At 33.8% G+C, this 15,068-nt stretch carries 17 protein-coding genes; 9 read left to right on the plus strand and 8 right to left on the minus strand.

Going from position 1 to position 15,068, the window contains the following annotated elements:
• Positions 1-20: 20 nt before the first annotated feature.
• The 3 genes from FEF17_RS04595 to FEF17_RS04605 form a co-directional block, all read right to left on the minus strand.
• Positions 21-533: a fasciclin domain-containing protein gene (locus FEF17_RS04595; RefSeq protein ID WP_139001179.1), complete on the minus strand. Its 513-nt coding sequence runs from the start codon at positions 531-533 to the stop codon at positions 21-23.
• A gap of 183 nt (positions 534-716) precedes the next feature.
• Entirely contained in the window at positions 717-1,634 is a 918-nt protein-coding gene (locus tag FEF17_RS04600) for a hypothetical protein (protein WP_139001180.1), read from the minus strand.
• A 274-nt stretch (positions 1,635-1,908) separates the two neighbouring features.
• Positions 1,909-2,280, minus strand: a complete 372-nt coding sequence (locus FEF17_RS04605) for a hypothetical protein (protein WP_139001181.1) — start codon at positions 2,278-2,280, stop codon at positions 1,909-1,911.
• 129 nt (positions 2,281-2,409) lie between these two features.
• On the opposite strand from FEF17_RS04605, the gene FEF17_RS04610 reads away from it, so the two are divergent.
• The gene (locus FEF17_RS04610) at positions 2,410-3,405 is read left to right on the plus strand and encodes a GlxA family transcriptional regulator (protein WP_139001182.1); all 996 of its coding nucleotides are present in this window, start codon (positions 2,410-2,412) and stop codon (positions 3,403-3,405) included.
• 165 nt (positions 3,406-3,570) lie between these two features.
• Positions 3,571-4,992 carry a clostripain-related cysteine peptidase gene (locus tag FEF17_RS04615; protein ID WP_139001183.1) on the plus strand — a complete coding sequence of 474 codons (1,422 nt, stop codon included), beginning with the start codon at positions 3,571-3,573 and terminating at the stop codon, positions 4,990-4,992.
• Between the two features lie 117 nt (positions 4,993-5,109).
• Here the strand turns inward: FEF17_RS04615 and FEF17_RS04620 are convergent, their stop codons facing one another.
• Entirely contained in the window at positions 5,110-5,904 is a 795-nt protein-coding gene (locus tag FEF17_RS04620; RefSeq protein ID WP_139001184.1) for a universal stress protein, read from the minus strand.
• Positions 5,905-5,964: 60 nt separating this feature from the next.
• On the opposite strand from FEF17_RS04620, the gene FEF17_RS04625 reads away from it, so the two are divergent.
• The 5 genes from FEF17_RS04625 to FEF17_RS04640 all read left to right on the plus strand — a co-directional run bounded on the left by FEF17_RS04625 (position 5,965) and on the right by FEF17_RS04640 (position 9,572).
• Entirely contained in the window at positions 5,965-6,465 is a 501-nt protein-coding gene (locus tag FEF17_RS04625) for a GNAT family N-acetyltransferase (RefSeq protein ID WP_139001185.1), read from the plus strand.
• On the plus strand, positions 6,462-7,796 hold the full coding sequence (locus FEF17_RS04630) for an MATE family efflux transporter (RefSeq protein ID WP_139001186.1): 1,335 nt from the start codon (positions 6,462-6,464) through the stop codon (positions 7,794-7,796). Before FEF17_RS04625 ends, FEF17_RS04630 begins: the two co-directional genes overlap by 4 nt.
• A gap of 23 nt (positions 7,797-7,819) precedes the next feature.
• The gene (locus tag FEF17_RS14270; protein ID WP_170180965.1) at positions 7,820-7,990 is read left to right on the plus strand and encodes a hypothetical protein; all 171 of its coding nucleotides are present in this window, start codon (positions 7,820-7,822) and stop codon (positions 7,988-7,990) included.
• A gap of 100 nt (positions 7,991-8,090) precedes the next feature.
• On the plus strand, positions 8,091-8,546 hold the full coding sequence (locus FEF17_RS04635) for a 6-pyruvoyl trahydropterin synthase family protein (RefSeq protein ID WP_139001187.1): 456 nt from the start codon (positions 8,091-8,093) through the stop codon (positions 8,544-8,546).
• Positions 8,547-8,819: 273 nt separating this feature from the next.
• Complete coding sequence (locus FEF17_RS04640) at positions 8,820-9,572, plus strand: UDP-2,3-diacylglucosamine diphosphatase (protein WP_139001188.1); 753 nt, start codon at positions 8,820-8,822, stop codon at positions 9,570-9,572.
• Here FEF17_RS04640 and FEF17_RS04645 read toward each other — a convergent pair.
• The 3 genes from FEF17_RS04645 to FEF17_RS04655 are packed head-to-tail and all read right to left on the minus strand — an operon-like array spanning position 9,569 to position 13,006.
• A complete protein-coding gene (locus tag FEF17_RS04645) occupies positions 9,569-10,837 on the minus strand; it encodes an MFS transporter (protein WP_139001189.1) in 1,269 nt (422 codons plus the stop codon). The two genes, FEF17_RS04640 and FEF17_RS04645, sit on opposite strands and share 4 nt — an antisense overlap.
• Before the next feature lie 2 nt (positions 10,838-10,839).
• Entirely contained in the window at positions 10,840-12,534 is a 1,695-nt protein-coding gene (gene recJ, locus FEF17_RS04650; protein ID WP_139001190.1) for a single-stranded-DNA-specific exonuclease RecJ, read from the minus strand.
• A 43-nt stretch (positions 12,535-12,577) separates the two neighbouring features.
• A complete protein-coding gene (locus FEF17_RS04655) occupies positions 12,578-13,006 on the minus strand; it encodes an OsmC family protein (RefSeq protein WP_139001191.1) in 429 nt (142 codons plus the stop codon).
• A gap of 58 nt (positions 13,007-13,064) precedes the next feature.
• On the opposite strand from FEF17_RS04655, the gene FEF17_RS04660 reads away from it, so the two are divergent.
• Together FEF17_RS04660 and FEF17_RS04665 are read left to right on the plus strand one after the other, a co-directional pair.
• On the plus strand, positions 13,065-13,655 hold the full coding sequence (locus tag FEF17_RS04660; protein WP_139001192.1) for a carboxymuconolactone decarboxylase family protein: 591 nt from the start codon (positions 13,065-13,067) through the stop codon (positions 13,653-13,655).
• A gap of 4 nt (positions 13,656-13,659) precedes the next feature.
• Positions 13,660-14,442: a toxin-antitoxin system YwqK family antitoxin gene (locus tag FEF17_RS04665; RefSeq protein ID WP_170180966.1), complete on the plus strand. Its 783-nt coding sequence runs from the start codon at positions 13,660-13,662 to the stop codon at positions 14,440-14,442.
• A gap of 55 nt (positions 14,443-14,497) precedes the next feature.
• On the opposite strand, the gene FEF17_RS04670 is transcribed toward FEF17_RS04665, so the two are convergent.
• Positions 14,498-15,067, minus strand: a complete 570-nt coding sequence (locus FEF17_RS04670; RefSeq protein WP_139001194.1) for a uracil-DNA glycosylase family protein — start codon at positions 15,065-15,067, stop codon at positions 14,498-14,500.
• Position 15,068: the final 1 nt, after the last annotated feature.

The following is a 15,068-nucleotide window of genomic DNA, read 5'->3' on the forward strand; positions in this document are numbered from 1 at the left end:
TCATAACAAATAATTTCCGCTTACTTAGGCATCGCTACCGTGTTTATTACATGAATTACACCATTACTACCCATCACATCTGTTGCAACAATTTCACTATAATTTCCATTTACGTCTTTCAACCAAATTTTTTCGTCTTTTTGAATTACAGTCAGTACTTGACCATTTAACGCTTTTAACTCAACAGTTCCATTCCCATTCTTTAAAGCATCTATAACATCATTTGCAGTTATCTTACTAGATACTACATGATATGTTAAAATATTAGCTAATTCTTTTTGATTTTTTGTTTCTAATAGAGAATTTAATGTTTTCGAATCAATTTTTGCAAATGCATCGTTTGTTGGAGCAAAAACAGTGAATGGTCCATCTCCTTGCAAAGCACCAACTAAATCGGCTGCTTTTAAAGCAGTTACTAATGTTGTAAAATCTTCGTTTCCAACTGCCACATCAACTATTGTTTCTTGTGCAGTAGCATTTTTAGATAAGGCTAATGTCATTGTAATTGTTAAAATAAGGACTAACTTTTTCATAATTTATTGTTTTTTAAGTTTTAATACTTTGTAAAGGTAACAAACATATTATTTTGTTTAACTTTTTTAACTTTTTATTAAACATTATAAATAAACTCGAAAATAAATAACGAACGCATAAGACCGTTGTGCTTCATTATGACCACCCCAAGGAGCTAATTCTTAAAAAAAATAAGAGATTAGTTATTGCTTAAAATAACTTGTTTTATAGTCTCGCCCTATTTTCTCTTCCATAAGTAAAATTTCTGGCTTATCTTTTCTTATAGCAACTTGCCAATTATTGAAGATTTCCCAATTATCGTTTACAAAGATTGGCTTGCCATATTGTTTGGTTAAAGCTTTACGTATTCTATCTTCTTCCCCTTTTGCTGTTAAAATCCAAACTACATTAAGTTTACTATTTCCAAAGCGAGCTTCGATTTTTCTTGGAAAGCCTAAATAATCGACACCAAAGCAATTTATTTGTAATTGGGCGTTCGGATCTGAACCATCTAATTCTTCGATACTAATAAAGTCACTATTGGATTCAAGTATTGGTTTTAAATCATTCATGGATGCTCCCATTTTAAGAAATACGGGGATTTCAAAAGAATGACTGGATTTAGCATTTGTCTCACAATCAGATTTTAGATATGGATTTTCCCAAGTAAATAAATTTGTGTGCATTGCTTCTTCAGTCATTATCCAAGCAATATCCCTTTCCTTTTTTAAAAATAATTTATCCTTAAGATAAACTTCATAATCCATATATGTTCGAGCAGTATCTTTACGCTTGCTAATAAAAGTATTATATGAATTTCCTCTCGCTTCTATATAAGTAAGTTTATTATCCGCGAAAGTAAAAACAGCACTTTCAATTAAGCCTTTTTCTGTTTTAACTTTGGTACAGACAAAATGATCCTCTTTAACCTTCGCTAATGGGAATGTTGGATTATCAACGGAAATGAGATTTGAGCCATCTGATATCTCTCGTATTTTTTGTATTACTTCTTCTAACGAATCTTCCAAATGAATCCCATTAAAGATAATTTCCGATTGAGCACACATTACAATTGGAATAATTAAAAATAGAAGAATTGTAAGCTTTTTATTTAATATCAAAATTATTTAGTGTTGGTGATTCTTTATATAGACATAAAACGAACTCAAATGTTACAAGTTATTATAATAATAAATGATTACGTCAGAATGCTTATAACGAAAGGCTAACACCCTTTATAGTTCATATTGTCTAAGAACTATCTGAAAATTCCAGTGGATTTTCCAACACGTTGGACTCTTTTTGCCATCTTAGTGCTAACACTACTAACCATACACGCACACCTTAGGTTTAATTAAAAAACGGGATGAAAAACCCATTCCGTTCACTTTTAGATTATTCTCTCTGGAATCCAAATACTCGAGGAGCGAAAGTTGCTTTAAGACCCATACTTAATGCAGCTTGTTTCATTACTTCAGGAATTTCACCACAAAATAAGAACTCACCTGGGTTAGCAATTGAAAGTAAGTTTTCAAAGTGTCCAGCAGCCGTTGTTCCAAGATGAAATCCAACAGCACTTGCATTTGCAAATAAATCCATAACGACTAACGTTGAAGATGTTTGATCAAAATAACATTCTACGTGTTTTGCATCAGGTTCATTGTCTTCCATTTGCTGTGAAACTTCTCTATATATTCCCTTAAGTGTTTCAGATTGTCCCTCTTTGGCAGTCCACTTATATACTACCATTACTTCTTGATTTATCATAATTACTGATTTTAAATTTATAATAATACAAATATATGTCGCATTGATAATTTGTATATATGTCTTTTACGACATTTTAAAGGGTTGTTTCCGTCACCTATTTTAATTACATTTGTCTAAAGAATAAAAATGAAACACATAAGCGTTTTAGTCCCATCTGGTAATAGCATTGTAGATACAATTATTGCACCTTACAACTTGTTGAATATGGCAATTTCCTATTCAATGCAGTTAAGTAAATCTCACAAAAAACCATTCAAAATTGATTTAGTGGGTTTAACACTAGAACCTGTATTGTATCAAGGTCTATTCAGTATCCAACCAACAGCAACTATTAGTGACATAGATAAAACAGACTTGATTATTATTTCTCCAATTAGTGGAGATTTAGTTTTGGAAGTCCAACAAAACATTAAGTTTGTTCATTGGATTAAAGAACAACGAATTAAGAACGGAGCAGAACTTGCCAGTTTGTGCAAAGGGTCATTTTTATTAGCTGAAACAGGATTGTTAAATGGAAAGTCCTGTACAACTCATTGGACTGCTCACGACCTATTTAAACAAAGGTATCCTAAAGTAAACCTTATACAAGAAAAAATAATTTGTGAGGATAATGGAATTTATTCAAGTGGTGGCGCATATTCCATATTAAATTTTACTCTATACTTGATTGAACGATATTTTGGAAGAGAAACTGCGATTTGGTGTTCTAAAATTGCTGAAATTGATTTTGATAGAAAAAGCCAGAGTGAGTTCATTATTTTTAATGGGCAGAAGGATCATTCTGATGCAGCAATTCATAAAGCTCAAGAATACATTGAAAATAATTTTAAAAACAAATTGAGTGTAGAGCAAATTGCAGATGTCGTTAATTTAGGTTCTCGCAGCTTTTTAAGGAGATTCAAAAAGGCGACATTTAATACGCCAATCGAATATATACGTAGAGTCAAGGTTGAAGCTGCAAAAAAGCAACTCGAAAGTACAGCAAAATCAATACTCGAGGTGATGTATTTTATTGGGTATAATGATGAAAAAGCTTTTAGAACTACTTTTAGAAGGTACTCAGGGCTTTCCCCAAAAGAATATCAAAAAAAGTACAACCGAGAAATGGCTTTTGCATCTTAGCAATTGAGAAATAACTAAACCTAACAACGCATATAATTCAGCAAGCGGATTCATTAGCTATTTAAATTTTGCTACTTTTAAACTTCAGGATAACCTAAAACCGATCTGTGACTAAGCTTGCCAAATCATACACGAACACGTTGTATTTAATTAAGATAATAAATTATGAAGCATATTTTTATTTCACTAATCGTATTAATGTTTGTAGTCAAAGATACCTTCTCACAGACTAAAAAGGAATGGACTATTATGCACTATGCCGTCGGCTCAAATTCGTCAGAAATTGATTTGTTGAGTGACATAGAAGAAATGAAGCAAGGAAAAAGATCAAATGAATACAAGTTAATCACCCTCATTGATCGGATTGAAGGCTTTTCAGAGGATTCCGTAACATTAGACGGCAATTTCACTGATACAAGACTCTATGAAATTAATTATGAAACATATAAAAGGTTAGATGGCAAAGAATTCTTTCCCCAAATAAAAGCTAATCGGTTATTTGAAGGCAATATGGCAGAAGCCCTAACATTAAAGAAGTTCGTCCAGTACTGTAAAAAATATTATCCTGCTAATAACTACATGCTAGTACTTCGGTCGCATGGAAATGGAATTGGAATGTGTCCAGATGCAGAAGATGGAAAAATGGATCGCCTATACCCTGGTGAGATGTCATATGTATTAACAAATGAGGAATCTGTAGATATATTAGGACTGGATGTTTGTTCAATGGCTGGTTTGGAAAATTTATATGAATGGCGTCCTAATAATAATTCTTTTTCAGCAGATTACGTGTTAGCATCATCGCCTCTTTCTGGAGCTTGGGCTTATGATGCAATACTTGATCGTTTATCAGACAATGAAAATAATAAATTGGATCTTGACTCTAATTTTTTTGATGGAGGAATAGAAAGGAATATAAATCCCAATAATATGACTCCTCTTGATTTTTCTAAATTGATAATTGAAGAGATTTATGATAATCAAGGTTGGGCTTCTTGGGGCTTATTAGACAATACCAAAATAGAAAATGTGAAAACAAAAGTAGATGAAGCTTCCAAGTTGTTAGCTCATGAAAATAAGGATTCCATAAATGCAATAATTAAGAACACCCTGGGGTATTACCACAACACAAACAGTGATATTGAAATTGCTCAATTGACTTTTCCGTACATTGATGCCTATCACTTTTGGATTCAAATTGCTGATAACGTTTTCTTTAGTAAAGAAACAAGATTAAAGGCCAATGAAGTATGCATTTCACTTGATAACTTGGTTCTAAATTCGTATTATGGGCAAGGTTACTTGCCTGAGACTAATAACTTCTTAAATGGGAAAAATGGCGTGTATCAAATCATCCCACAAGGGGATAACGTATTTTCTCAATCAGGCAGAACATTTTGGAATCATTGCGGTTGGTTTCACCCAGATAACAGATCATCTAATGAGAATTCCTACGGGCAATATGATTGGTGTATTGATGGGGCAATCAGAGCTAACAATCAAGTTGATAATTTTTTTGAACTTTTAGACTATTTGTTCGATGAATCCAATGAGGAGTCGGGTGGTGTCAATAATTATCAGTGGTAACCTAAAAAGAACATAACCTAAACTGCATTAAAACGCAGTTTAGCCAAAACGTTATCATAACTAAAGAGATACACATTTGTAATTCGCTACAGCCAACTGAGCTACATACCCTATAAATTATTTCAACCCACTTAAAACTAGGACAGGAATGCTACTATGAAAGTCCTTTTTCAAAATGGTATTCTTTTCCCATTTTTTGGCAAAAAACCCTCTTTTTCTTCGCACTACACAAAGCATATCAGGGTTATGCGATTGGAAATGCTCTAAAACACCTTGGAAGGTCGTAGCATTTTCTGTTTGAGTAATATTATTAACGATACCTAATAAATCGGTATTAAGGTCAAAATCTGCCTCCTTATGATATGGCGTTTTCACCAATAGTAAATCTACCGAGACATTAAACTTATCTTTTATCGCTGTTAGAGGTTTAAGTACGTTTTCTTTTTTAATTATTGCCGATTTAATGGCCATTAAAATACTTGAAGGTTTACTAAATTTATACCCTTCCGGAACTATAAGTGAGGGCACATCCATCTGCTTAATTATTTTGCCCGAAGTTTTGCCTAAATATACTTCGTCTTTAATAGAATTGGTTCTAGGTTCAACTAAAACTAAATCTACCTCACCAGCCTTACAAGCTAATTCTAAAACATCAATTAAATTACCCTTTAAAGTTTTTACAATAACATCAACATCCTTCGTGTCTGTTTTAGAAACTAAATTCTCTAAAAAAGCTTTACTTTCTCTTTCAATTATTTGATCTACCTTTATCATCGTGCCTGCTTTGGTGTAAACGTTATATACTTGTACCACATAAAGTTTGGCGCCAAAAGCACTAGCAAAATCAACTGCATATTGGAGATGACTTAATGCGTTTTTCGATGATCCTACGGGAACTAAAATATTCTTCATAATAATTATAGTTTGTTGACTAATTTTTTAGCGATATTTATGCAAAAGTAAAACATTTAAATGATTCGAAAAGGAGCTATATCAGATATCGAAAATATTCTTGAAATAACAAAAGCTTGTGCATTGTATATGATTTCTAAAAAAATCTTTCAATGGAACGAATTTTACCCTAGTAAAGAAGCCTTTTTAGGAGATGTTGAACGTGGTGAATTATACGTACTCGAACATAATGGTAAGATTTCTGGGTGCGTTGTAATTTCATCTTTAATGGATGAAGAATATTATCCTATTGACTGGTTAACTAAAAATGGGAACAACATTTATATTCATCGGCTTGCCATTCATCCAAAACATCAGGGAAAAGGATTCGCTCAAAAACTAATGACCTTTGCTGAAACTTTTGGAAAAGAAAACCATTTTACTTCGGTAAGACTAGATACATTTTCTCAAAATAAAAGAAATAATACGTTTTACAAATTGAGAGGCTATAAGCGTTTGGGTGATATATATTTCCCTAAACAAAGTGAGTATCCGTTTCATTGTTACGAACTTGTATTGTGAACACAAACATTAGCTTAAAACATATAAATAAACTTGCGGTGCCAGCCCTAATTTCTGGAATATCCGAGCCTATTCTATCCATAACAGACACAGCCATAGTAGGCAATATAGATGTTAACCCTATAGAGTCACTAGCCGCAGTGGGTATTGTAGGTACATTTCTCTCTATGCTTATCTGGATTTTAGGACAGACTAGAAGCGCCATTTCATCCATTGTTTCACAATATGTTGGAGCTAACAATTTAGAGTCAGTTAAAAACCTTCCTGCTCAAGCTATTTTTATAATTACTTCCTTAAGTGTACTAATAATTGTAAGTACTTACCCTTTTGCAAATCAGATTTTCAAGCTTTACAATGCCTCAGACTTAATTTTAAACTACAGTGTCGATTATTACAAAATTCGTGTTTTCGGATTCCCATTTACCCTCTTCACCATTGCCGTTTTTGGCACGTTTAGAGGGCTTCAAAACACCTATTATCCGATGTTAATTGCTATAATTGGAGCTTTATCAAATATTGTTTTGGATGTCGTTTTAGTTTATGGCATAGCAGGTTATATCCCGGCCTTAAATATAAAGGGTGCTGCTTATGCTAGTGTAATTGCACAAATTTTAATGGCTGTATTTTCAGTTTACTTCCTAATAAAAAAAACAAGCATTCCTTTAAAGCTTACCCTTCCTTTTAATAAAGAAATTAAGCGCTTCATCATTATGATTTTAAATCTTTTTGTTAGAACGCTAGCCCTTAACATTACACTCTATTTTGCAACAAGATTTGCAACTGGTTATGGCAAAAACTATATAGCTGCTTACACCATAGCTATTAATTTATGGTTTTTAGGAGCGTTCATGATTGATGGTTATTCCAGTGCAGGAAATATCCTTTCTGGTAAACTCTTAGGGGCTAAAGACTATAAAAATTTAATGATACTCAGTAAAAAATTAATAAAAATTGGTGTGGTTATGGGAGTTATTTTAGCTATAATTGGAGCTGTAATTTACAAACCTATTGGATTATTATTTACAAAGGCCCCAGAAGTGCTAAAGGAATTTTACAATGTCTTTTGGATTGTCCTTATTATGCAGCCTATTTGCGCTATTGCTTTTATTTTCGATGGTGTTTTTAAGGGTTTAGGAGAAATGAAAACCCTAAGAAACATTCTTCTACTTTCAACCTTTTTGGTCTTTATCCCAATTCTATACTTACTAGACGATCTCGATTTAAAACTCAAAGGCATATTTATAGCATTAACCTTTTGGATGATTGTAAGAGGCTTACCACTTCTTATAAAATTTAGAAAAATGTTTATGCCGCTTTCTCAAAACAATTAACTTTGCAGGACAACATGAAACACATGAGTCTATTTTTCGCTTTTCTTCAGCAAGTAGATATAGAAGAAAAAATTAAAAACGCTCCAGATAAAGGTTACGAAATAGGTGTTTTTATAGGAGCCATGCTTCCTTTTGTTGTTTTAGTAGCATTAGCCTATTTAATGTATAGGTATAACAAAAATAAGAATCATTAATTATGGATATTCTGTCATTTTTTAGTGGAAACGGATTGTTTCTTTTACTAGCCTTAATTTTAATTATCGTTTACGCTGTTAACAGAAGAAAAAGGAAATAATGGGCAATAACATTCGTATCACAAAGCAATTTTCATTCGAAACAGGTCATGCACTTTACGGCTATGACGGTAAATGTAAAAATGTACACGGACACAGTTATAAATTAGATGTTACTGTAATTGGTAAACCCATTCATGATAAAAACCATGTGAAATACGGTATGGTTATTGACTTTAAGGATTTAAAAAGCATAGTGAAAGAAGAAATTGTCAATGTGTTCGATCATGCCACAGTTTTCAACAAAAATACACCGCACGTTGAACTTGCAAAGGAATTAGGCGATCGCGGACACAATGTTTTGCTTGTAGATTACCAACCAACAAGCGAAATGATGGTTATCGATTTTGCTAGAAAAATTAAAAAGCGTTTACCAAAGCAAATTAGTTTGCATTCTTTAAAACTTCAAGAAACAGAAAGTTCATTTGCGGAATGGTTTGCTTACGATAATAATTAGGACGTTACCTCAAGGGGTGCGCTTTCACTACTGAATTTTTTTAAAGTGACATTGCGAAGGAGTACCGACTGTGGCAATCTGCTAAGTATAATGCTTACCAAAACATAGTTTAAAAAAGCTTTAAAAAGGATTTTAAACATACTGCTGTAATCGCTAACGCGGATTTTTCAGCTAAAACCTTCCTTAACCTTCAATTTCTTCTTATCCATAAAAACCCTTTCCATAACAAAAAAAGAGATTCCTGTCTTCGTAGGAATGTACTATATTTACAACATGCAAATTCCAAAAGGCAAGAAAATATATTTCGCTTCAGATAACCATTTAGGCGCCCCGACAAGAGAAGCGTCTTTACCGCGCGAAAAGAAATTTGTAGCATGGTTAGACGAGATAAAGGAAGACGCTGCTGTTATTTTTCTTCTTGGTGACTTATTCGATTTCTGGATGGAATATAAAAAAGTAGTCCCTCGAGGTTTTACAAGAACTTTAGGTAAGCTAGCCGAAATATCAGACTCAGGAATTCCTATTCATTATTTTGTCGGCAATCACGATCTTTGGATGAATGGCTATTTTGAAGAAGAACTGGGTATTCCCGTTTATCACAAACCCAAAGAATTTATTTTCAACAATAAACATTTTTTTGTTGGCCATGGTGATGGTTTAGGACCTGGTGATAAAGGTTATAAACGCATGAAAAAGGTGTTCACTAATCCTTTTTTTAAATGGTTATTTAGGTGGTTGCATCCTGATTTAGGAGTGCGTTTGGCTCAATATATGTCCGTTAAAAACAAATTGATTTCAGGAGACGATGATGCTAAATTTCTAGGAGAAGAAAACGAATGGTTGGTACATTATTGCAAACGTAAACTGCAAGATAAGCATCGTGAATTCTTTGTGTTTGGGCATAGACATTTACCAATGGAAATTGCGCTTAATGAAAATTCAAAATATATTAACCTTGGTGATTGGATTCAATATTACACCTATGGTGTTTTTGATGGAGAAAATCTAGAGCTTAAAGAATACTAATCCTCTATTTCACTTACAAGCATATCCTTCGTTAAATCCAAATCTCTTAAAACTGGGTTTTTTAAACCTACTGCAAAAACTGTTATCAGGGTCATTGTACCACCAAAAACTACCGCAGCAACTGGGCCAATTAATTTTGCTGCCAATCCGCTTTCGAAAGCTCCTAGTTCGTTCGAAGATCCAACAAACATAGAATTTACAGAAGACACACGGCCACGCATGTCATCTGGAGTCTTTAATTGCAAAATAGTTTGTCTAATCACCATGGAAATACCATCGGCAGCGCCACTAATAAATAAGGCTAAAACACTCACCCAAAAAATAGATGATAATCCAAAAGCTATAATACTAAGTCCAAATATAAAAACCGAAACGAGTAATTTTTTTCCTGTTTTCTTACTTATTGGGATATACGTTGTAGCAAACATGGTCACTATACTACCCATGGAAATTGACGCATTCAAAATACCAAATCCTTCACTTCCAACTTTTAAAACATCTTGAGCAAAAACAGATAAAATTGCTACTGTTCCTCCAAAGAGAACCGCAATCATATCTAAAGTTAACGCCCCTAAAATAGCTTTGTTATTAAACACAAAACGAACGCCTGCTTTTAAGCTTTCTTTTACAGGTTCTCCAATATTCTTGTTTAAAATGGGTTTCTTTTTTATTAAAAAAGTTAATATTAAAGACAACATGACTAGAACAAAAACAACACATAAGGTCATATCAACACCAATCCAACTTATAAAAAACCCACCAAATAAAGCACCTAAAACAGCCGCTGTTTTCCATGTACTAGTACTCCAAGTTGCGGCGTTAGGGTATATTTTTTTTGGAACAATAAGTGCTACTAAAGAAAAAATGGTAGGGCCAAAAAAGGAACGTAAAAATCCCCCAAAAAACACCAAGGCATAAATAGAATATAAAATCCATTTTGTTTCCCAATTGTCAACAAATTGCTCCCAGGTTAATAAAAATAAACCCAAGCTTATTAATGAAAAAGCCGCTATACAGACCGCAAATAAATTTCGTTTTTCTCTCTGGTCTACAATATGTCCAGCAAACAATGCCATAGTAAATGCAGGGATAATTTCCATTAGCCCAATAATTCCTAATGATAAGGGATCTTTAGTCATACTGTAAACCTGCCATTCAATAACAATAAACTGCATAGACCAACCAAAAACCAACAAAAACCTCACTAACAAAAAAATGTTGAATTCTTTTATCCTTAAAGCTGCATATGGATCGTTTACTGCCATAACTAAATCTTAATATCTCTCAATTTTAATTGAAGCGAAATGTTTCCTTGCCATTCGTTTTCATCAATAGAATATACGGCAGTAAAAGTTTTCTTATTGGAAATAAGATCCAATTTATCTCCTAATCCAAAGCCAATACACACAAATTTAGCATTTGTTACTTTTTGAGTGACCGTAATTCTTAAATGCTTATTATCCTCTCCAACACATTTACCATATCCCGTGTCAAAGAGGTTTTCGGTCATAAAGACTGGTGTCATGTTTCCAGGGCCAAAAGGAGCAAACTGACGCAATATACGCCACAAGCGATTATCTATATTACTTAAATCAATTTTAGAATCAACCTTAACTTCTGGTGTAAGTAAATTTGTGTCAATAGTGTCTTTTACAACTGCTTCAAATTTATCCTTAAAACTTTGATAGTTTTCTTCCTTAAGTGTTAATCCAGCTGCATATTTATGCCCTCCAAATTGTTCTATAAATTCCGAACAAGCTTCCAAAGCATTGTAGACATCGAACCCAGAAACAGAGCGTGCAGACGCTGAGAGCATATCACCACTTTTTGTAAAAACTAGGGTAGGTCTGTAATAGGTCTCGATTAATCGAGAAGCGACAATACCAATAACACCTTTATGCCAATTTTCATGGTAAACAACAGTAGTAAAACGTTCTTGTTCTTCTTGTGCTTCAATTTGTTTGAGAGCTTCTTCAGTAATTTGTTTATCGGCATCGCGTCTGTCTGTATTAAAAGTTTCAATTTCTGAAGCATACGTTTCAGCTAAAGCTTCATCTTCTTCATTTAGCAGGGTAACGGCATGGTTGCCATGCTTCATGCGTCCAGCGGCATTAATTCTAGGAGCAATAATAAAAACAACGTCTGTAATTGTAAGTTCCTTTTTCTTTACTTGAGCAATTAAAGTTTTTATGCCTGTTCGTGGTGCTTCATTAATAACTTGCAACCCAAAATATGCCAGTACTCTGTTCTCTCCAGTTATTGGGACAATATCTGCGGCAATTGCTGTAGCAACTAAATCCAGATAATGGACTAAGTCGTCTGTTTTTTTACCTTCATTTAAAGCCAAAGCTTGCACCAATTTAAACCCTACGCCGCAACCACATAATTCCTTAAATGGATAGTTACAATCTTCTCTTTTAGGATCTAAAACCGCAATGGCATCTGGAATATTTTCCGCTGGCCTATGGTGATCACATATAATAAAATCGATATCTTTTTTACGAGCGTAATTAACTTTATCGATTGCTTTTATTCCACAATCTAAGGCAACTATTAATGTAAAACCATTGTCTTCTGCAAAATCAATTCCCTTGTATGAAATGCCATAGCCTTCTTCATAACGATCAGGAATGTAAGTAGCAACCTTATCTGTTCTAGTTTTTAAATATGAGCTTAATAAAGCCACCGATGTAGTGCCATCTACATCGTAATCTCCATAAACCAAGATATTCTCATTTTGCTGAATTGCAGCTTCAATTCTATTAACGGCTATATCCATATCCTTCATCAAAAAAGGATTATGAAGATCGCTTAAACTTGGTCTAAAAAATTGCTTTGCTTTGTCGTAAGTCTCAATACCGCGGTGTACCAATAAAACTGAGACAAGCTCATCAACATTTAGAGCTTCTTGTAACTGTTTAACCTTATCAGTTTCAGGTTTTGGTTTTAGCGTCCAACGCATTTAAAAAGGTTTTAAGTGTAAAAAAGGTTTTAACAAAACCCCTTTAGTTTGCTTTTTTCAGAAAATGTGTTTCTATTTTAACTTCGGCAAACTGCCTGAACATCTCCATAACTCCACAATATTTTTCAACCGATAAATCAACAGCACGCTGTAATTTTTTTTCATTTAAATCATCACCAAAAAAATTAAAGTGCATCGCAACTTTATCATAATATTTTGGATGTTCTTCAGTTAGGTTTGCTTCTATTTGAATATTAAAATCATCTACTTTTAGTTTCATTTTTTTTATCAATGCAGCAACATCTAATCCAGAACACCCTGCTAGGCCAGATAACATTAATGCTTTTGGGCGATACCCTTCTCCTTTGCCGCCACTTTCTTCACCCGTATCTATAAATAAATTATGCCCTGATGGATTTGTACTTTCAAACCGCATCTCTCCCAGCCATGTTGTTGTCACTTGAACTGCCATTATTCTTAATTATTTTTTGTTAATTGTAGCTTCAAAAATACTATTAAAAAATAAAACCATGCCTTTAGTTACACCATTATCTGCCGACCATGATTTAGAAACAAAAAAGCTTGCAGAGTTTTTTAATGAGACGCTTGGATTCTGTCCAAATTCGGTATTAACCATGCAGCGGCGCCCTGCAATTAGCAAAGCCTTTATTAATTTAAACAAAGCTGTAATGGCTAATGAAGGCAGGGTAACCTCAGCCTTAAAGCGTATGATTGCTTGGGTTTCGAGTAACTCGACTGGGTGTCGTTATTGTCAAGCACACGCCATTCGAGCCGCGGAACGTTACGGAGCAGAAGAAGAACAACTTGATAATATTTGGGAATATAGAACACATCATGCATTTAGTGAAGCAGAACGTGCGGCTTTAGACTTTAGTTTAGCAGCATCCCTAGTGCCTAATGCTGTTGATGAGACTATAAAAGAACGCCTTTATGAACATTGGAATGAAGGTGAAATCGTAGAAATGCTTGGTGTCATTTCATTGTTTGGTTACTTAAACCGCTGGAACGATTCCATGGGGACTTCAATAGAAGGTGGTGCTGTGGAGAGTGGCGAACAGTATTTAGGGAAACATGGTTGGGAGAAAGGAAAACATGTTTAGCCTTATGAAGAACCTATTTCTAAAAAAGACTTGCTTAATCCTTACCCTTATTTGGGTTATTTCTGCATGTAAAGAAAAAGCAAATAAAGACAGTTCTAGCTTTGAGCTACTGCCCCGAAACTCTTATTTCGTCGACTCCTATAATGGTATTGGGGTTTATCGTCTTAATGAAACTAAAGAAGTCATGGATGGTTACTATGTAATTGGTAACAAAACTTCAAAATGGGAAGAGTTTAGTGTTAAAGAGGGTGTCTTAAATGGTGATTATATCGTTTTTCACTCTAATGGAGAAATTTTCTCCCATTCTCAATATCAAAATGGAAAGCTCCACGGTAACGAAAAAATTTATTCGTTATCTGGCAAAATAAAAACACATAAGACTTATAATCAAGGCCTGCTGTATGGAAAAAGTATTGGTTACTTTGAAAATGGGCAAATAAGTTCTGAGTCGACAATTAAAAATGAAGAAATAATTGAATCTATTTCATATAATCAAATTGGAGAAATTGATTCTCAAATGTTTATTAAAGATGGCCGAAAAATAACCCAATACGTTAAAGGGGGTAAAGTTTTTTCGGAACAAATCTCATCTACTTACGACGATTTTGAAGCCATGAAATTTTATTATGAAGATGGCTCCCTAAATGTCTATTTGAGAATGTTAGATGATGGAGAAAAAAGTTTCCTTATCGAATTAAATGAAAATGGCGATGAGATTAAGCGTATTGATGTTAAAGCCAATCCACAAGAGACAATGAAGTATTTTCAGTATATGCGGCAACTTTAGAGGTCTTTATTTTTACAAACTACGTCCTAACGAACGCAATAAAGTAGTCTCATAATTATAAAATTGACTTCACATTTTTTCTCAACTCTGGTAACACCTCATCCATAAACCAAGGGTTATTAGTTAACCAAAATCGATTGCGTGGTGATGGGTGTGGCAATGGTAAATACCTTGGTAAATATTCGTTATAATTTCTAACGGTTTCGGTTAATGTATTCTTTGCTTTTTTACCTAAATAATAGTTTTGAGCATACATGCCAATTAAAATAACCTGCTCGATATTTTTAAGTTCGTCAAATAAAGGTTTGTGCCATTGTGGTGCACATTCTGGCCTTGGAGGTAAATCGCCTGTTTTTTCTTTTCCGGGGTAACAAAAACCCATAGGGATAATTGCAAACTTAGTTTCATCATAAAACTCCTCAACAGTTACATCGAGCCAATTCCGTAATTGTTTTCCAGAGGCATCATCCCATGGTATCCCACTTGCATGCACTTTAGTTCCAGGTGCTTGACCAATAATAACAATTTTAGAGTCGGGATGTGCAGAAACAACTGGTCTTGGTCCCAAGGCTAAATGGTTTTCGCAGATAGTGCATTGTTTTATGTTTTCGAGTAAGTCTTTCATT

The sequence above is a fragment of the Hyunsoonleella aestuarii genome, from assembly GCF_006148925.1.
GTDB lineage: Bacteria > Bacteroidota > Bacteroidia > Flavobacteriales > Flavobacteriaceae > Algibacter_D > Algibacter_D aestuarii.